The 17686-nt window shown below is 53.5% G+C and carries 15 protein-coding genes; 8 read left to right on the top strand and 7 right to left on the bottom strand.

Annotation, left to right across the window (positions count from 1 at the left end):
* Positions 1–66 precede the first annotated feature (66 nt).
* Both JMJ04_RS06020 and JMJ04_RS06015 read right to left on the bottom strand, forming a co-directional pair.
* Positions 67–1146, bottom strand: coding sequence for an ABC transporter permease (locus JMJ04_RS06020; RefSeq protein ID WP_201369632.1), 1080 nt, complete (start codon positions 1144–1146; stop codon positions 67–69).
* Positions 1139–2221 (bottom strand): ABC transporter ATP-binding protein, encoded by a 1083-nt coding sequence (locus JMJ04_RS06015; protein ID WP_236038128.1) that lies wholly within the window; start codon positions 2219–2221, stop codon positions 1139–1141. Before JMJ04_RS06015 ends, JMJ04_RS06020 begins: the two co-directional genes overlap by 8 nt.
* A 255-nt stretch (positions 2222–2476) precedes the next feature.
* On the opposite strand from JMJ04_RS06015, the gene JMJ04_RS06010 reads away from it, so the two are divergent.
* Complete coding sequence (locus tag JMJ04_RS06010; protein WP_201369630.1) at positions 2477–3289, top strand: hypothetical protein; 813 nt, start codon at positions 2477–2479, stop codon at positions 3287–3289.
* Between the two features lie 168 nt (positions 3290–3457).
* Here JMJ04_RS06010 and hutU read toward each other — a convergent pair whose 3' ends face one another.
* Entirely contained in the window at positions 3458–5143 is a 1686-nt protein-coding gene (gene hutU / locus JMJ04_RS06005; protein ID WP_201369629.1) for a urocanate hydratase, read from the bottom strand.
* A 531-nt stretch (positions 5144–5674) separates the two neighbouring features.
* Between hutU and JMJ04_RS06000 the strand changes: the two genes are divergently transcribed.
* Positions 5675–7480 (top strand): FAD-dependent oxidoreductase, encoded by a 1806-nt coding sequence (locus JMJ04_RS06000; protein WP_201369628.1) that lies wholly within the window; start codon positions 5675–5677, stop codon positions 7478–7480.
* A gap of 67 nt (positions 7481–7547) precedes the next feature.
* Here the strand turns inward: JMJ04_RS06000 and JMJ04_RS05995 are convergent, their stop codons facing one another.
* Complete coding sequence (locus tag JMJ04_RS05995) at positions 7548–7982, bottom strand: NUDIX hydrolase (RefSeq protein WP_201369627.1); 435 nt, start codon at positions 7980–7982, stop codon at positions 7548–7550.
* A 69-nt stretch (positions 7983–8051) separates the two neighbouring features.
* Between JMJ04_RS05995 and JMJ04_RS05990 the strand changes: the two genes are divergently transcribed.
* Complete coding sequence (locus tag JMJ04_RS05990) at positions 8052–8600, top strand: RNA 2'-phosphotransferase (protein ID WP_201369626.1); 549 nt, start codon at positions 8052–8054, stop codon at positions 8598–8600.
* Between the two features lie 100 nt (positions 8601–8700).
* On the opposite strand, the gene JMJ04_RS05985 is transcribed toward JMJ04_RS05990, so the two are convergent.
* The gene (locus JMJ04_RS05985; RefSeq protein WP_201369625.1) at positions 8701–9570 is read right to left on the bottom strand and encodes a DUF1028 domain-containing protein; all 870 of its coding nucleotides are present in this window, start codon (positions 9568–9570) and stop codon (positions 8701–8703) included.
* A gap of 384 nt (positions 9571–9954) precedes the next feature.
* Here JMJ04_RS05985 and JMJ04_RS05980 point away from each other — a divergent pair, with 384 nt between their 5' ends.
* The 4 genes from JMJ04_RS05980 (at position 9955) to JMJ04_RS05965 (ending at position 14466) form a co-directional block, all read left to right on the top strand.
* Positions 9955–10617, top strand: coding sequence for a sigma-70 family RNA polymerase sigma factor (locus JMJ04_RS05980; protein WP_007911925.1), 663 nt, complete (start codon positions 9955–9957; stop codon positions 10615–10617).
* Positions 10598–11797: a hypothetical protein gene (locus tag JMJ04_RS05975; protein WP_201369624.1), complete on the top strand. Its 1200-nt coding sequence runs from the start codon at positions 10598–10600 to the stop codon at positions 11795–11797. The genes JMJ04_RS05980 and JMJ04_RS05975 overlap by 20 nt, the downstream gene beginning before the upstream one ends.
* 357 nt (positions 11798–12154) lie before the next feature.
* Positions 12155–13744: a peptide ABC transporter substrate-binding protein gene (locus JMJ04_RS05970; RefSeq protein ID WP_201369623.1), complete on the top strand. Its 1590-nt coding sequence runs from the start codon at positions 12155–12157 to the stop codon at positions 13742–13744.
* A 488-nt stretch (positions 13745–14232) separates the two neighbouring features.
* Positions 14233–14466, top strand: a complete 234-nt coding sequence (locus JMJ04_RS05965; protein WP_201369622.1) for a helix-turn-helix domain-containing protein — start codon at positions 14233–14235, stop codon at positions 14464–14466.
* Between the two features lie 424 nt (positions 14467–14890).
* Here JMJ04_RS05965 and JMJ04_RS05960 read toward each other — a convergent pair whose 3' ends face one another.
* Together JMJ04_RS05960 and JMJ04_RS05955 are read right to left on the bottom strand one after the other, a co-directional pair.
* On the bottom strand, positions 14891–15940 hold the full coding sequence (locus tag JMJ04_RS05960; protein ID WP_201369621.1) for a M42 family metallopeptidase: 1050 nt from the start codon (positions 15938–15940) through the stop codon (positions 14891–14893).
* A gap of 199 nt (positions 15941–16139) precedes the next feature.
* On the bottom strand, positions 16140–16451 hold the full coding sequence (locus JMJ04_RS05955) for a hypothetical protein (protein WP_201369620.1): 312 nt from the start codon (positions 16449–16451) through the stop codon (positions 16140–16142).
* Positions 16452–16613: 162 nt separating this feature from the next.
* Between JMJ04_RS05955 and JMJ04_RS05950 the strand changes: the two genes are divergently transcribed.
* Complete coding sequence (locus JMJ04_RS05950) at positions 16614–17501, top strand: SDR family oxidoreductase (RefSeq protein WP_201369619.1); 888 nt, start codon at positions 16614–16616, stop codon at positions 17499–17501.
* The last annotated feature ends 185 nt before the right edge of the window (positions 17502–17686 follow it).

Here is a 17686-nt window from a genome sequence, read left to right as displayed (position 1 = left end):
GGGAGTGCAGAGAGGCGTCAGCCCCTCTGCGTCCTATCCCCATACCGCCGTAGGCGGTATGACTCTCTAGTTCGTAATCTCACGTTGTCGATTAAACCACCAGGAGATGCCCAGGAAAAGTATCAGGTAGGTGGCGATAACGAGGAGGGCATGGAGATTGCTCAATTGGGCGGTCTGCAAGCTAAACACGTATGCCGCCTGATTTAGTATCAAAGCCTCCAGGTTATTGCTGATAAAGAGATCGGGAAGCTGGCGGAGAATGTCGCCAATAATATTCTGGAAAAGGGGGGCGCTTAACAGGAGTGTTCCTTTTAGAATATTCTCCAGCACCCACCAGACAAGGGCTCCTGAGACTCCAGCTGCCGAGTTGCGCCCTATAGTTGCCAGGGTCAGGGCGAGTATACCATACCAGAAAAGATTTAGGATCTGAGCCAGGAGATAGAGCAGGAAGTGCCAGGCCCAGGTCGCATCCACAAAGTCCAGGTTTGTGGCGTTTCCAATGACAAGATTCAGGATGGTACTACTGATCAGGCCCGCCAGAAAGAGCAAGAGAAAACCTAGTATGCTTGAGAAAAGGATCGCTCCTACCTTGGCGCACAAAAATTGGGCGCGTGTCGGACCACGTGTATAAATCAGGCGTATCGTGCCCACGTTATACTCGCCACCCACAATTGTACCAGCGAGTATGACGATGAGGATAAGCCCACCAAATTGTATAAGTTGCGTGATGGTGTTTATCGCATCAGGCAGACCCAACACACCGTTATATTGTTGCAATTGTGCTTGCTTCTGAGCCTCGGCGCGTGCTAGATCCTGCGTGTTTGCCGGGTGGTCGAGACAATATGGTGGCTTGAGTTGCCCGTGAGTTGTGCAGTGAGGGGGAAGCCAGTTGCGCGCTGGGGTGCCAGCCAGAAAGAGTGCAGGTAAGGCGATACCCACGAAAGAGAGTACCATCAAAAGCATGCCTACAATGAGGAGCACTTTAGACATTCCACGCCGGCGGAGCTTGTAGAGTTCTACGCCGGTCAGACGTATAATCACACTCAGGTAGTCTTGACGTCCCATGACAACAGTGTCACGCCGTGGTGGGGTCTGCGAGGAAGTCGCAATGCTGGCTTGATGTTCATGCTGGGCCTGGCTATCCATGTTTTTCCTCCCCTTCCAGGACCTGGTTACCTTCGTGTATGGTGACATCTGCGTGCGCAAGATGCTCTGCCAGTGCCTCCATGCCAGTATGGCTGCCTGCTCCACCCGTGGTAACTTCGAGGAAGACATCCTCCAGGTTCCCCTCGCGTGGGCGGATCTCTGCGGCAAAGATGTCATTGTGCGCAAGCAGGGCATTGACCTCGGATGAGTGGGTGATGGGCGCCTCGATGAGGAGTACTGGCTGCATGTCCCGCTTGTTCTCCAGCTTTACTCCGTGCAGCCAGGTGGATGCGTGTTCCTGGTGCTGCTGTATGATAGCGAGGGCGCGCTCGCTTTCTTGTGGCGTATTTAGTCGAACTTCAATCATCTCGCTTGTCTGGAGCAGAGTGGCGACTTCACCCTGCTTGAGTAAGTTCCCTTTTTGCATGATCGCAACGCGGTTACAGACCTGTTGGACCTCGTGGAGCAGATGGCTGGAGAGGAAAATGGTCTTACCTAACTCTGAGAGGCGCTTGATTAACTTGCGAATCTCAATCATACCGGTTGGATCCAGGCCGTTGGTTGGTTCGTCGAGTAGGACTAGCTCTGGATCGGTCAGGAGCGAAGCGGCGATGCCCAGGCGCTGTTTCATGCCAAGCGAATACTGGCGGAAGTTTAACTTCTGGTAGGAGCGCAACTCAACTATTTCAAGCACCTCGGCCAGGCGGCGATCATTGGATTTCCCGGACATCATGCCCGAGGTTGCCGCTACAACGCGCAAGTTATCGAGTCCAGAGAGATAAGGGTAGAATACTGGCGTCTCTACAATCGCCCCTACACGTTGCAGAATATGGGGCAGTTGGTGCGCGTTATCCATCCCAAAAATGATCGCCCTGCCGGCTGTTGGGCGAATCAGGCCCAACAGCATACGAATGGTTGTGGTCTTTCCTGAGCCATTGGGACCCAGGAAGCCAAATACATCTCCGCGCATGACTTGTAGGTGTAGATCATTGACCGCCACCAGATTTCCAAAAGCCTTGGTGAGTCGATTGGTGCTAATCACAATATTTTTGTCATAAGAAGGAGAAATATACATCACCGGTTGCTCCCTCTGGAGAAAAAGCTTCTTTTCATATCCCACTTTCTTGCTCGAAGATGAATATGCTCCATTGCCTCAACTTGAAACGAGTTTACACAGGTTTCAGGCGTCATCCCTTGCCGCTGACAGTATGCATGCTTTTGTGGCTGGTGGCAAGTCCTTTGGTTTTATCTCGTACACTAGAAATGTTGAAGAATTTCCATGTATAAGGTCTCTCATGCTGCTTCCAGCAAACCATGCAAGGAGTCTAACATGCAAGATCAAGATCCTAGGAGCCATCTTCCTGATAAGTCAACGGTGCCGTTGCCCAGACACACACATCCTCCGATGCATGAGGATGAGGCGCAGGAGCCACCCACTGTTGAGAAACAGGAGCCAATTATATCAAGCTCATCAGCCTCCCCGCCTGAAGGCGATGTTGTCCTGGCAGATACCAAGGCAGACAAGATTTATGAGGGGCCTGCCTATGAAACGCTCCACGCGTACGATGAGCTTCCCCGTTCTTCAGAATCGGCCGCCCCCCCATCCTCACAGGAGTATAGCTATCCACCACCTCTGATTGATGAACTACATCCATCATTTGAACACGAGTATGCCAGCTATCATTATCCACCACCTCTGGCGGAGCCTTCGCCACCCCAGAGCTTTTGGGCACACAAGCCTGCGCGCTTCTGGTTGGTAGTGGGAACGCTAGTACTCCTCCTGATTGCGTTACCCATCGTTCTGTTGCAGGGAATCTCGTACTTAAATCGCCCTACAGCGATGAAGACGCTTGACACCTTTTGTGACAGTCTCGTGCATGAGCAATATCCCCAGGCATATGAGCAGTTTGGACCCGGTTTACAGTCGAGATTGCCGCGCACGCGCTTTATTGTATTGCTGGCGCAGGATCGGGTGGTAAAGTGTACCCATGGAGTCGCTGATGAAAATAACTCACCGATTCGCGTAAATTTAGATCTTGTTCATGACTCCCAGGGGATTAATCGCGACGTGGTGACTGTAAAACGGGAGGCGGATAATGAGTGGAAAATTGAAGAAGTCCAGCGGGCTTATAATAGGCAATGAGGAAAGGCGCGTTGAGAAACTGCTCAACGCGCCTCTTGTTTATTTCGCGATACAACTTGCTTACTTCTTCTCCGAAAACCCTGAGCGCGCTTGTCCCCGAATGGGGGAAGCGCTAGGCGCGTGAGTGGCGCGCGCCCCCGAATGGGGGTTGGGTTTCGGAATAAGATCTTAGAGCATGGGAATTTTGACACCCTTTTCCTGGGCGCAGTCGATGGCCTCATCGTAGCCCGCGTCCACATGGCGAATAACGCCCATGCCAGGATCATTAGTCAGGACGCGACTCAGGCGCTGCGCGGCCTCTGGTGTTCCATCGGCGACGATGACCTGTCCAGCATGCATCGAGTAGCCAATGCCGACCCCGCCCCCATGATGCAATGAGACCCAGGTCGCGCCAGAGGCAGTATTGACCAGGGCGTTGAGCAGGGGCCAGTCGGCGATGGCATCGCTACCATCCTTCATAGACTCGGTCTCACGATAGGGTGACGCCACCGAACCGCTATCCAGGTGGTCGCGCCCGATAACGATAGGAGCCCTCACAATACCTTTGGCAACCAGGTCATTGAAGAGTAGCCCGGCTTTGTCGCGTTCACCATAACCAAGCCAGCAGATGCGCGCGGGCAGACCCTGGAATTGGATTTTCTGCTGAGCCAGGGTGATCCAGCGTTTCAGGGACTCGTTTTCTGGGAAGAGGTTGAGCAGGGCCTCATCGGTGCGATAGATATCCTCTGGATCGCCTGAGAGGGCTACCCAGCGGAAGGGCCCCTTGCCCTCGCAGAAGAGGGGACGGATGTAGGCCGGAACGAAGCCTGGGAAGTCGAGGGCGTGTTGCTCCCCTGCCGCCAGGGCCTGCCCACGCAGGTTATTGCCATAATCGAAGACAACCGCTCCCTGGCGCTGCATCTCCAGCATGGCCTGAACATGCAGAACCATAGAGTTCATTGAGCGCTTGATATACTCCTGGGGATCGCGTGCGCGTAGTTCGGCGGCCTCCTCCATACTAAGCCCGGCTGGTATATAGCCATTGAGGGCATCATGGGCCGAGGTCTGGTCGGTAACCATATCGGGAATGATGCCACGGCGTACCAGTTCGGGATAGATCTCGGCCGCGTTGCCTAGCAAGCCAATTGAGAGGGGCTGGCCCTGGCTACAGGCCTCACGCACCTGGTCAAGGGCCTCATCAAGCGTGCTGGCGATCTCGTCGCAATAGCGAGTGTCCAGGCGACGCTGGATGCGGGTGACATCAGGCTCGACCGCGAGGCAGACGCCCTCGTTCATTGTGACGGCCAGGGGTTGAGCACCTCCCATCCCGCCCAGACCAGCGGTGAGGATAAATTTGCCTTTGAGGGTCCCGCCAAAGTGCTGGCGTGCCGCCTCGGCAAAGGTTTCATAGGTGCCCTGGACAATGCCCTGTGAGCCAATATAGATCCAGGATCCAGCTGTCATCTGGCCATACATGGTTAGCCCCAACGCCTCCAGGCGGCGAAACTCATCCCAGTTGCCCCAGTGCGGCACGAGATTTGAGTTGGCGATCAGGACGCGGGGAGCGTCTGCATGTGTGCGAAATATACCAACGGGCTTGCCTGATTGTACGAGGAGCGTCTCGTCATTCTCCAGTTCGCGCAGCGCGCGAACAATCGCGTCAAAGGCTGCCCAGGAGCGTGCGGCGCGCCCCGAGCCACCATAGACGACCAGGTCATCTGGGCGCTCGGCAACCTCGGGATCCAGGTTATTCATTAACATGCGCATTGCGGCCTCTTGCTGCCAACCTTTGCACGAGAGGTTCGTTCCTCGTGGTGCGCGCACTGGTCGGGGACCCGCGAGACCTGGCTTCTTTGCCGGGTTTGTATCTGGCATGTGTATCGTTCCTTTCCTTATTCGGGTTAGTGAATCTGTACTGAGTATATACCAAATAGAGAGTAGCGAGGTCAAATGCAAGCAGGCACCTGGCGATGTGACTATGAGGCATGGCGCGTCTTGGCACTGCTCGCTTCTGCTTGTTCGCAATTGTTACCTTATGCTATAATCTTACGAAGAAAAGTATCCTTTCTGTGCGCTTATTACGTACATGAAGTTGCAATCATAGAAGGCTGTGGGCGCCTGCCCGGTGCCAGTGCATATTTACACATCTTATCTACGATTCAAAAATCTTATTCCGAAACCCATCCCCATTCGGGGACAAGCCTTCACTTGCGTGCTAGCGCTTCCCCCATTCGGGGACAAGCGCGCTCAGGGTTTTCGGAGAAGAAGTAAGTTTAGCGCTTATTATGAAGATTTGAAGGGCCGCCCGTCGTGGCGTAAGCCGATACTGTCTCCCCTGCTCCCTGCGCCAGTCACCATATGTGTGGATTGGGCTGGTCTGTGGGATGCTCAGGAAAGGACCTTAAAATGCTTGATCCCGATAGCGAATTGTCACCTCGATACCAATCGGTAACCACAACACCAGACTGGTATCAAACCAATATCCCTTGTCAGGTGGGCTGTCCGGCACACACCGACGTGGCTACCTACATCGGTCTCATTTCCCAAGCCCGTTTCGACGAGGCGTATCTGCTCAACCGCAAAGCCAACATTGTGCCAGGCGTGCTGGGTCGTACCTGTGCGCGCCCGTGTGAGCCTGTCTGTCGCCGTAATAAGGTTGATGGCAAGCCGATCTCCATCTGCTGGCTGAAGCGCGCCTCTGCCGACCATCGCGAGTATCGCCACCATGCTGAGCGTCCTCCGGTTACGAAGGATAAAAAGGTTGCGGTCATTGGTGGTGGCTCGGCTGGCCTGGCCTGCGCACGCGATCTGCGTGAGCTGGGGTATCCTGTGACTATGTATGAGCAGTACCCTGTCGCTGGTGGCGTGATGATCAACGGTATTCCCGTCTGGCGTCTGCCACGCGATGTCACGCGCGAAGAGTGCGATGAATACATGGCCGATCTGGGTGTGGAGGTCAAATACAATACACGTGTCGGTCGCGACGTGCAGCTTACAGATCTCCTCAAGGAGTATGACGCCGTCTACATTGGCGCGGGCTGCTACATTCCAAATCCGATGACTGGCCCCGATAATAAGGTGGTCAAAGGCGCCGATCTCTATGGCGTCGAGGATGGTATCCGCCTCCTTGATAAAACCAACTTCGGTGAGCCTGCCTTCATTGGGAAACGCGTAGCGATCATCGGCGCGGGCTTTACCGCGATGGACTGCTGTCGTACCGCGATCCGCTTTGGTGCGGAGAAGGTGTATGTCATGTATCGCCGCTCTGAAGAGGAGCAGCCTGCCGACGAGTACGAAGTCGACGAGGCCAAGTTCGAGGGCGTGGAGTTCCAGTACCTCGTCTCACAGACCGAGGTGCTCTCGAAGGATGGCGTGCATGCAAGCGGCGTACGCTTCGTGCGCAATAAGTTGGGTGATCCCGATGCCAGCGGTCGCCGTCGTCCGATTCCCGTCCCCGGCACTGAGTTTGAGATCGAGGTTGATAGTGTTATCCCTTGCTTTGGTCAGTATAGCGATACGACCTGGCTGCAGGCCGAGGAGCTTGGCCTGGAGGTCAACAAGTGGGGGGTACCGCTGATCGACGTTGAAACCTGGATGACGAGCCACCCTGGCCTCTTCGCCGGTGGTGACTATACTCAGGGCGCGCGTAACCTGATCTCGGCCGTGGGTGATGGTCGCGATGCCGCTGGTGCGATCAATCGCTACCTGGGCGGCCAGGATCTTCCCGCGGAGCCCGCGGAAGAGATTGAGCTTCCTGACTATCGCCGTGGTATGGTCGACAACTATGAGTCGATTCCTCACCAGTTGATTCCATCCCTGCCGCTGTCCGAGCGCTATAGCCATACACGCGAGACCGAGACTGGCTACTCTCCACAGGAAGCCGTTGTACAGGCGCGCCGCTGCCTCCAGTGTCAGTTGAATATTATGATCGACCCCTCGATCTGTATTCTCTGTTCTGGCTGTGTTGACATCTGCCCTTATGACTGCATCAGCATGGAGGGCCTCTCACGCGTAGTGAAGGGTGATCCTATGCACCAGGGCACAAACACCTGGGAGGGTGGCGCGGACATGATTATCGACGAGGAGAAGTGCATCCGTTGTGGTCTCTGCGTCGTGCGCTGTCCGACAGACGCCATCAGCATGGTCCAGTTCGAGGTATCCAGCCCCAACAGCCGCTGGAGTGTCTCGAAGATTCCTATGCTCAACGTATAATAATACGAAGTCAAAGAGTGGGTGACTGGTTCTACATATAGAACCAGTCACCCACTCTTTTTGTCAGTTACCAACCAAAGCTATCGAACCAGCGCCCCGCGCGATAATTTTCTAACGCCTGGCGCACATAGGGAATGACGTTTTCTGGCAAGCTAGTAAGCGGATACCAGGCTAATTCATCGCATTTATGTGGTTCGTTGTTACGTAGCTCTCCGCGCCAGCGCTGTGCCGCCAGGAAGAAGTCAATACGCTCGTCTTCGGCTCGGCGATGCATGATGCCGACGACCTGCAAATTCGCAGGGCTGATCTCAATGTTCGCCTCTTCATATGCCTCGCGGATCATGGCTTGCTTGACCTCTTCTCCGCCATCGAGGTGACCTGCGATAACACTATAGTTGCCATCCTCGTAGCCTGTGTTATAACGCCTTAAAAGGAGTATAGATTGCTCCTGAACGAGAAAGAGATGAACGGCCACGGGCAACGTCGTGTGAACTGTAGACATAAGCTTTCTTCCTATTTACAATGAGAAAAAATATATTGCTTTTATTATTTCTATTGATGAGAGGTAAAGATGGAAAAACACCTCGTACAACTGAGCAAGACAATGGCGTATGTCTTGCGCCATGATCCACAGAGCCACGGGCTAACTCTTGATGCGGAGGGATGGGTCTCGCTTAAAGATCTGCTGGCCGCTCTGCGTCAGCAACGGAGCTACTGGGCCACGCTGAAGGAGGCCGATCTGCTGGCGGTACTGGAGCAGTCTGAGAAGCAGCGCTTTGAGGTGCACAATGGCAAGATTCGCGCCTACTATGGTCATTCAGTACCTACAAAAGTCGAGAAGCAGCCAGCAACACCTCCAGAGATCCTCTATCATGGCACCACGCCCCAGGCAGCCAATCTGATTGAAGGCAGGGGGCTGAGTCCCATGAAGCGCCAGTATGTACACCTCTCTGCCGATGAAGAGACGGCACTGGTCGTCGCGCGCAGGCGCACAAATCATCCAATCATTCTCAAGGTCCATGCGCGCAAGGCCGAGGCCAATGGCGTCCGTTTCTATCTGGGTAACGATATGGTCTGGCTTGCTGAGCCAATACCCTCGGATTACATCCAGTTTGGTTAACACCTCGCGCTTGCGGCGCTCGTTTTGATAGATAGTGTGATGCATATGGAGAGCCGCAGGCTCTCCATATGCATCACACTATCTATCAAAACAACTGAGTTTAGTGCGCTTTGTGGTCTGCTACTTTTTGGCGCAGAAACGCGAGGACGACGCGGTCGATGCGGGCGTCTTCAAACCAGCGTTCCTCCAGGTTCTCGCGGCCGCTAAAGGCGCGGAAGGCTTCGCGTGTAGTTTCATCATAGCGACTGGTGATAGAGCTCTGATAATCGCCTGTGATGGTGAGGAGCTTTTGCAATTCCTGAGCCAGGGAGGCATCGATAGTCAGGATGTCGGCGGGATCAGGGCGGAAGAGATAGAGTTTGTGAAGTTCAAGAATGCGTTTGAGTTCATCGATAGGGGTTGGATGGTCATCGACGCGCAGGTCAATGAAGCGGTCAGTATAACCACCATAGCCCGCACCCTCTTTTACCACAAGTAGGGCCGCTGATTGCTGTCCGCGACCATCGCCACCTGCGGCCTGGCCCGCAGCCAGGGCTGCCAGCAGACGGTCACAGAGAAGTCCGCCCGTCTCCTCAAAGGTTCGTGCCATGGCCTCGACGGTGTCTCCACTGACCAGAATATTTCCCTGGCAGGCATAATGCTCGCCTGTGAGCCCACCCGCCCAGTGAAAGCAGCGTTCACCTGTAAAGCTTACTGGCTGGCCCGCCATGCCAATAATACCAACCTGGCGATCCGCTCGCCCTTCATCGCCTGCCAGGAGTTGCTCCAGGGTTTCCTGGGCGGAGCGCCCCGCCGCCAGGTGTTTGAGTCCCTGGATTCCATAACTGGTGTTCGCCAGGGCCTGGGTAGCGATGGCGCCAACGCCGGCTTTGGCCCAGGGGACGACCGCCCCTACCGAGAGAAATTTGGATTGTACGGCTATGCCGAGCTCACCGCGCTCTGGATCTCTTGCGACTATCGAGTAGGTCATGTGCTGCCTCCATCAGAAACGTGGATTAGTGCGGTCATTATAGCATGCCCATCCTGTTCTGCCTATATGTCCGCTTGCTTTAGCCTTGGTTAGCCTGATAGTCATGTGCGTGCGTCTGAGTGGCTATGCCTTACAGATTGTTTATTTACACCTGCTTAACTGCCAATCTCATCAGAAAACATCTTGACAATTATCGCTCTTTTGCGCAAAATTGTAAAAAGCCCCAAAACTATGAGAGAAGCTTCTCCCAGGAAGCGTATATCTTATTACAGTGAAAGGGCTTGTACCATTGATCAGTGTATTTCACTCCTTGGATATTGTTGGCAGGCTTGTTTTTTGTTTACCTGCAAGGAGCGAGAATACACAGGTCTGCAAGGAGCAAAGATGGTGCGACATGATTGGTCTGATGATGACCTGGCCCGACGGTTGCATGAGCGTGATCCAGAAGCGTTGGAAACCCTCATCACCCGCTACTCTCGTGAAGTATTTTATTTTATCCGTGTCGTCCTCGATGGCATTGGGGTAGCTCAAGACGCTGAGGAGTGCGTCAACGACCTTTTCGTAGCTGTCTGGCAGGAAATCGATACCTTTGACGCCAGTCGAGGGACATTGCGCACCTGGTTGACCATGCGGGCGAAGTATATTGCTTTGGATCGCAGGCGCCAGCTGTGTCGTAGGCAAACCCATACCCTGCAATCCGCTGATGAAACACGTCAGTGGAATTCCTCAGATGGTAGTGGAAGTCGTAAATTTTCTGGTTGGGGCGAGACAGATGCGCGTGTAGCGCTTCCTCCTCATCCAGAGACCAGTATGGAGAACCTGTTAGAGCAAAGTGAGAGACGCGAGGAACTGCGTCTTGCCCTGGCGACGCTGCCTGAGCTCGATCGTTACCTTATTTACCAACGCTATTTTAAGTTTGCTAGCACCGAAGAGCTGGCGAAGAAGACTGGGCTGACCCGTCACGCTGTAGATACCCGTTTGTGGCGGGCGCGAAAGAGCTTACGAGAAACGCTCAAGGAGCACGCCCATGAGTATGAGCGAATTTGATCGACGCTTGCAGGAGCCAGATAAAGATCCCTCTGCACTCTATCTGGAGAAAGAGGGACGGCTACCAGATGACTTTTCGAAAGAAGATCTAGACTTTGCCCATGAGTTACAGGGGCTCTTCTCACCTGCGGATGAGGAGCTGCCTCCCTACTTTGTGCAAACGCTGCTAGACGCGGAGAATAGTCGTTTCCAGCCCGCTACTCAAGGACTAGAGCAGCGGACATACGCTCGTGTGTTTCGTCGCCTACGCCTGCATCGCCACCTTTTTCGCTTCTCGCTTTGGCAGTGGGTATCTCAAATGGCTCCGGTACAGCGTCCTCTGGCTGTTGTGGCTTCTTCTTGCTTTTTATTTATGCTGGCTACAATGATGGCCACAGGCAACGCCTTTGCCTCCGGAGTCATCTATCTCGTTGCGGGACCGCATGCAGGCGTGGTACAGACGCGCTTGCTTCCCAAAGAGTTGGATGCAGCAACGACCTCTCCTCAGCCGTTGCGGGCAAATATTGAGAATGAACCAAAGCAGATTAGCTTTCTGGAAACCGTTTCACGCCTGCAATTCCCCCTCTACTGGCCGAGTTACCTGCCCGAGAACTATACGATGGAGGAGGCCTACCTGATCCAGAACCAGGGTGTGTTCTGGACGGATGGCCCCGTCCTGCAGTTAGTGAGCCATTATTCAGCACCTGGTTTGAAACCGCATGGTTCGGGAAAAATTACCATCTGGGAATTGAAGCCACGAGTCAAGGTTATTCAAAACGTTTCGCTTGGTTCGGCGCATGAATTACGGATTGGTCCCGATGGTCAGGCGGCTATTACTGTTGATGGCAACTGGGTGTATAATCTGGATAATAGTACCCATGAGTGGGTTCATGATGGTCAGATTGAGTTGATCTATGAACGCAATGGTGTGATCTTTTGGATTCAGGGCGATCAACACGATGGAGTCACGCAAGATGTACTTAGCCAGATTGCTACACAGTTAAACCAGTTTAATGTACAGCGCGTCTTCCAGACCATGGGGCATGTGAATAGTTTCCAGCAAAGTACAGAATATCCTGCCTGGATGGTGCGAACGCTGCTCGTGGATAAAGATAATCCCGATGGTCCTTCGCTCCTGGTGCTTCCGCCTGATGGATCTACACCAACGAAAGATCAACGTGGCGTCGATAACTCGCCCTGATATGCTATAAATTTTTGATCTGTTGAAGAGTGAAGGTGGGGAGTGCAGAGGGGCGTCAGCCCGTCTGCGTCCAATGGAAGAATGAAGGTGGGGAGTGCAGTGAGGCGTCAGCCCGTCTGCGTCCAATGGAAGAATGAAGGTGGGGAGTGCAGTGAGGTGTCAGCCCGTCTGCGTCTCATTCCCCTGCCGCCGCAGGTGGCAGACATACGAAAAAAAAGAGGCGCCATTCTGGAGAGAACCAGGAGGCGCCTCTTTTTCTTTTTACTACCTGCTTGTTTGCCGCTGATATTCTCAGGATGTTTGAATACAGCTGCTCCTCCGGCAACGATAAACTCTCCATTGCTGGGGACGTATAACATGACGCCCTATCCTGGTAGGCAGGTTTCCGGGCAGCTGACGCTTGGCGACCTGGCACTGCCTTCCGCTCCCAATCCACTCTTTGCCAGCACTTCAGCTGACCTGGCGCTCGATAGCGCGCTCTGGGGCCAGCCTGTGGTTTTTGATAACCACTTCCAGGTTCACGCCGATGAACTGACCGAGGTGCCCCTGCCTGAGAACGGTGGGGTGACCGATGATGGCAAGACGATTACTATGCACCTGCGCTCCGACCTTCACTGGTCGGATAATCAGCCTATACAGGCCGCTGATTTTCGCTTCTGGTGGCGCTTAAACCAGGACCCTCAGACGGGGGCGATCCTTCGATCAGGCTATGATCAGATCGACTCCATTGAAACGCCTGATGCTTTGACTGTGGTGCTACATATGAAGCGCCCCTTTGGCCCCTATCTCTTTTATCTCCCGCTTGCCGCGCCTGAACATGTCTGGGGACACCTTCGCCCAATTGATTTGCAGAACATCGTCTCCATTTATCAAGCCCCACAGGTGACGAGTGGTCCTTATCAAGTCGAGCGCTTCGAGCCAGGAAAACGCTATGTGCTGACGCCTAATCAGGCCTATCACTCAACGCTTTTTCATGGTCCCTACCTGGCTGGTATCACTTACCAGGTGTATTCCTCCGTGCAGACTCTGTCTCAGGCCGTCCGCCAGGGCACGGTCACAATCGCGCAAGGCTATCAAGAGCCAGATCTTCCACTTCTGCGTGGCTTGCCGGGACGGGTGCACCAGGTGAGTGTTCCGACCGCCTCATATGCCCACCTGGATCTGAATCTTGATCATCCACTCCTGCAAGACCTGCGCGTGCGCCAGGCACTACAAGCGGCAATCGATGTCTGTGGTTTGCTACACGACGTCCTGAAGGATTCTGGTTGTCAGCGACGCGTCAACCAGGTTGAGCCATCCCCCTCGTTGTACTATGATGCGGCGCTTCCGACCGCGAAATATAATCCCGCGCTGGCGCGCCGTTTGCTGGCCCAGGCAGGTTGGAAAACCAACCGCACAGGTATCTTAGAGAAAAACTCACAGCCGTTTATGTTACGCCTGGTGACAACATCGCAGGATCCAGTGCGCCTGGCTGTGGCACAAGCACTTGAGCGCGACCTGCGTGCAATTGGCATTCAATTGACGATCATAACCTATGATCTGAACAGTTTCTTTGGACTCTCTACCAGGGGAGGCGTGCTAGCGACGGGCAAATTTGACCTGGCGCTGTTCACCTATTTTAATGGCCCAGAGCCTGACGAGGCCTACAACGTCTTTCACTCCTCCCAGGTGCCAGGTGAGCAGCAACCAGGCGGGAGTAACTATGGACGCGTGCGCGATGCCCAGCTTGACCAGGCTTTGGAGCAAGGCCGCTCACTGGTCGCATTCTCCGCGCGCCATGAGGCTTACCAGCGTTTTCTCGCGCGCCTGAATGCCCAGGTCTATATGCTGCCGCTTTACTGTGAGCTGAATCTGCTGACCGTTGATGCCCACCTGCATAATATCTTTCCGGACGCCAATCCCTCCTTGAATACCTGGAATATCGCTGACTGGTGGTTGAGTTCCTAGTGAGGAGGATTTAAATAGTGATTTTTGTGTCAGAGCGAAAATTGGTAGATAAAAGCGTTTCATTTTGTCTTCTTATGCGATATATATAGTAGAGATAGGGAAAACAGCAGGAACAAAATCGGCCTTAGCTGTGTTCCCTATAGGGTATGGAACTCCGCGAAGAAATGCTTCTCATAGAAATGCACAGTAATGGTATATCATAATCTCCACTGGCCCATTCTGGAACATTAAGCACTGCAACTTTTTTACGCTCTCATCCGTATTGTAGATGGCTGAGAGAAAGCAAACGGTGTTGATGGAAATGGTTGTTTTGTGTACTAGGTTGAGATTATGGATTGTCAGAGCGTTCCTCTAGACAATGCTGTGTTTCATCTGGTATGCTATTTATCAGTTGGAGGATCCGTCTGATGCGTGTAAAAAAACACGTTGAGGACGCTTCGTTGGCAATGACGGCAGCGGAGCTACTTCCCACCTCAAAGGAGAGGCCAATGAAAACTGCTAAGGACAAAAGTTTGAAGGCTCGTGGTTTGACCCGTGGTTTGACCAATCTACGTATTCTACGTCAACGCCAGGGAATAAGCCTGAGCCAATTAGCTAATCTCAGTGGTCTTCGTCGAGATACTATTACTTCTTTGGAGACAGGGCGTGTTGAGGCTCAGCCATACCATTTGCGTATGCTAGCTCGCGTCCTGGGTGTTCCAGCGCTTGAACTAGTTTCTTAATCGTCACCCTGTGCATACATTCCTGTGTGTATATGTGTGAATATAGGTCTCGACTCTAATCTGAGAAACGCACAGAAGGGCATCTGTTTTCTTCTTCTCTAGATGCCCTGGGTATAATATATTCTTCTTTTGCTCTTCCGCGCAGGGGCTATCGCTTTTGCCCCCGCGCCAGGAATGAGATATCTTCCTTTTCTCGTTGCATGTGACTTTTCGCGCCTACGGCGCTCACTAATACAAAGAGAAGTGCGGATTGAGCGAGCTTCTGCTCGCTCAATCCGCACTTCTCTTTGTATGAAAAGAGGCTATCGCAAAAGGCGAAGATTGTCATGTTCCAGACCAAGACCCGAAAAACGGTTCTGCTGGACACATGCCACCCCTCTCACTCTTCATATGGAGAGTGAGAGGGGCGATGCGTTCTATGCCTCTAGAGCGAATAGTCGCCGTTGTGGGCATCTTCCAGATAACGGGCCAGCAAGGTAATACTCGCTTCCAGATCGGCCTGGTGGATCATTTCGTTGACCGTATGGACGTAGCGGGTAGGCGTCGAGAGCGTGATCGTGGGTGAGCCTTCGCGTGTTCGCTGCATCGCTCCCGCATCTGTCCCGCCCCGTGGCAGTACCTCAAGCTGATGGGAAATGTTGTGCTGCTTCGCCAAATTGCGGAAGTGCCGCACCAGCTTATGGTTGGAGATATGCGACGAGTCGAAGACTTTGATGGCGGTGCCCTCGCCCAGTCGTGTGACCGCATCCTGATCTGCGCCACCAGGGATATCCCCCGCCAGGGTAATATCCAGCGCTACGCTCACATCCGGTTGAACCTGATAGGCGGCAGTGGTTGCACCACGTAGACCCACCTCTTCCTGGACCGTGGCGACGGCATAAATAGTCACCTCATGGTTCCGCAGAGCGCGCAAGGCTTCGAGCATCACAAAGAGGCTGGCGCGGTCATCCAGTGACTTGCTGACGATCATATCGCCAACGACTTCCAGCGTGCGATCCATCGTGATCATATCGCCCACTTCTACTTTTGCACGCACCTGTTCGCTTGACAAGCCGAGATCAATAAAGAGATCATCGATTTTTGCCGCCGCGGGTTTCTCATTGCCTAACAGGTGAATAGGCTTGCTCGCTGGCATCAGGACTCCCCGTAAGGTCTGGCCCGCAAAGCCGTGGACCAGGACACGCTGAGCAAAGAGCACGCGGGCATCAAAACCACCCACCGGCTGAATACGGATGAATCCCTGATTATCAATATGCTTGACGATGAAGCCAATTTCATCCATATGTGCAGCCAGCATGACACGACGCTCACTTTTGCCTCGCTTCAAGGCGATGATGTTGCCCATGCGATCAACGCTGACTTCGTCGGTAAGTGTACGCAGTTCTTCCAGGATCAGGGCGCGCACCTGGTCTTCACGTCCTGAAATACCAGGTGTTTCCGCAATTTTTTTCAGCAATTCAATATTGAGTGCCATTCTTACTCTCCTCTTGCTTTGTAACTTGATGTGTCTCTGTACAGGACACAGGCGCGGTGTATGGCCTCTTCAAAGTCATACTCCTCTTCCATAGGTTTACAACACCAGCGAAAGTTTGTCCAGCCCATATGCAAGCAAGACTGGCATGATCTTGCCTGCATATCCTGCACTACTACGTAGTACGCTACGCGGTGTCCAGTCATTCGGGGTGTTTGAAGAGCTGGACACTGATCGTGGCGCTCAGGATTCGCTGCGTCGAAGAGAGGTGGGGAGCACCTCTCTGAAAACCGAACGCAAAGCAGGTTTGCACTTCTTGCTGTAAAGCATGAGCAAGAGAGGAAAACTGTGAAAGCAGATAATCTCTTGAGAAAAGAGGCAGAAAAGCTGGGTGAGCAAGATGAAACGTCACCAGTCCATCAATGATTTGATTGAGCCAGTGAGAAAGGGGAAGTGATGCGCTTGACTCCGATGGATCCTTGATAATACGATTTTTTACTCGTGTATTCTCCATGAGAGCGAGTTTTTACTCGCCTAGAGAGTATAGCGCAACACAACGGCTTTGTCTATCAGAAGAGGGGCTGCGAGCTTGTAAGCATCATTACCCTTTGAGCTATGCGCTAACATAACACAGCACTGTATGTTATCTATGTGAGGAGAGTGAAAGGAGATTTCCATGATTCTCGTGACAGGAGCGACCGGGGTAAGCGGATCTCTGGTCATCCGTGAGTTCGCGCGGCAGCATGCGCCAGTTCGGGCGCTTGTCAGGAACAGCGCGAAGGCGCGTGCATTCGAGGAGTTTCCCACGGTAGAGGTGGTAGAAGGGAATATGCTTGAACCCTCAACCTTGGGAGTCGCATTGGAGGGCGTGGACCGTGTGTTGATGATCTCTTCCGCCGCTGAGCGGATGCTCGAAACGCAATGCACGTTCATCGATGCCGCCAGAAAAGCAGGGGTTCGCCACATCGTCAAACTCTCCGGGAAGGAATCGAGCATTGGGTTCAACGCGCAGCATTTCCGCACTGGGCGGCAGCACGAAGGAATCGAGCAGTACCTTGAAAGGTCAGGACTCGCTTGGACGCACCTGCGTCCCTGCCAATTCATGCAATTTTACTTCCCGGGAGCGCCAGCGATGAATCTCACCGCCAATACGCTCGCCTTCCCTATGGAGAATGCCAGGCTCTCGCCCGTGGATATTGAGGATATCGCCAAAATGGTCTTTGCCCTGCTCCATAGTGAAGGGCATGAGGGCAAGAGCTACGAGATAACAGGTCCTGAAGCGCTGACGATGGCAGAAATCGCTGAGCGCATCTCAGAGATGACCGACAGAACAGTTACGTATGTCAACATCTTGCTGGAGGAATATCGGCGAGCAGTGTTGGCGGCAGGGGCTTCCCCAGAGCGTGCCAACGGGTTCGTCGAATTATGGAGCGAGCGCCGCAGATGCGGCGAATCGAGGGTGGACCTGGGGACACATGAGATCTTTGGAGTTCACCCCACGACGTTCGCCGAGTTTGCACGCCGCAATGCCGCCGCGTTCCGCGGCGAGTCGATGCCATCATAAATCTCTCATGCGAAGAGGCGACGTGTCTTCTTACCTAATATAGTGAAATGCTTCCCGTGAAGAAGAGCGAGACAGAGAGCATGAGAAGAGCCATTTTCACAATATTCTCCTTCCGGTAGCTCTTGCTGGTTTCGTATCGAAGACGACAAAAGAGGGAAAAGTCCCAAGTTCTAAGCTGTTTCTGA

This window comes from Ktedonobacter robiniae, from assembly GCF_016587375.1.
Classification (GTDB): domain Bacteria; phylum Chloroflexota; class Ktedonobacteria; order Ktedonobacterales; family Ktedonobacteraceae; genus Ktedonobacter; species Ktedonobacter robiniae.
The sequence above is the reverse complement of the archived record's forward strand: the minus strand, read 5'-3'. Positions and strand labels throughout refer to the sequence as shown.

Excerpts from the sequence above, each read along its gene's own strand:
- JMJ04_RS05960 (WP_201369621.1), bottom strand. The coding sequence starts at position 15,940 with ATGGCACTCAATATTGAATTGCTGAAAAAAATTGCGGAAACACCTGGT.
- JMJ04_RS06015 (WP_236038128.1), bottom strand. The coding sequence starts at position 2,221 with ATGTATATTTCTCCTTCTTATGACAAAAATATTGTGATTAGCACCAAT.
- JMJ04_RS05955 (WP_201369620.1), bottom strand. The coding sequence starts at position 16,451 with ATGGAGAATACACGAGTAAAAAATCGTATTATCAAGGATCCATCGGAG.
- JMJ04_RS06020 (WP_201369632.1), bottom strand. The coding sequence starts at position 1,146 with ATGGATAGCCAGGCCCAGCATGAACATCAAGCCAGCATTGCGACTTCC.
- hutU (WP_201369629.1), bottom strand. The coding sequence starts at position 5,143 with ATGCCAGATACAAACCCGGCAAAGAAGCCAGGTCTCGCGGGTCCCCGA.
- JMJ04_RS05980 (WP_007911925.1), top strand. The coding sequence starts at position 9,955 with ATGGTGCGACATGATTGGTCTGATGATGACCTGGCCCGACGGTTGCAT.
- JMJ04_RS05950 (WP_201369619.1), top strand. The coding sequence starts at position 16,614 with ATGATTCTCGTGACAGGAGCGACCGGGGTAAGCGGATCTCTGGTCATC.
- JMJ04_RS05970 (WP_201369623.1), top strand. The coding sequence starts at position 12,155 with ATGACGCCCTATCCTGGTAGGCAGGTTTCCGGGCAGCTGACGCTTGGC.
- JMJ04_RS06000 (WP_201369628.1), top strand. The coding sequence starts at position 5,675 with ATGCTTGATCCCGATAGCGAATTGTCACCTCGATACCAATCGGTAACC.
- JMJ04_RS05995 (WP_201369627.1), bottom strand. The coding sequence starts at position 7,982 with ATGTCTACAGTTCACACGACGTTGCCCGTGGCCGTTCATCTCTTTCTC.
- JMJ04_RS05965 (WP_201369622.1), top strand. The coding sequence starts at position 14,233 with ATGAAAACTGCTAAGGACAAAAGTTTGAAGGCTCGTGGTTTGACCCGT.
- JMJ04_RS05975 (WP_201369624.1), top strand. The coding sequence starts at position 10,598 with ATGAGTATGAGCGAATTTGATCGACGCTTGCAGGAGCCAGATAAAGAT.
- JMJ04_RS06010 (WP_201369630.1), top strand. The coding sequence starts at position 2,477 with ATGCAAGATCAAGATCCTAGGAGCCATCTTCCTGATAAGTCAACGGTG.
- JMJ04_RS05990 (WP_201369626.1), top strand. The coding sequence starts at position 8,052 with ATGGAAAAACACCTCGTACAACTGAGCAAGACAATGGCGTATGTCTTG.
- JMJ04_RS05985 (WP_201369625.1), bottom strand. The coding sequence starts at position 9,570 with ATGACCTACTCGATAGTCGCAAGAGATCCAGAGCGCGGTGAGCTCGGC.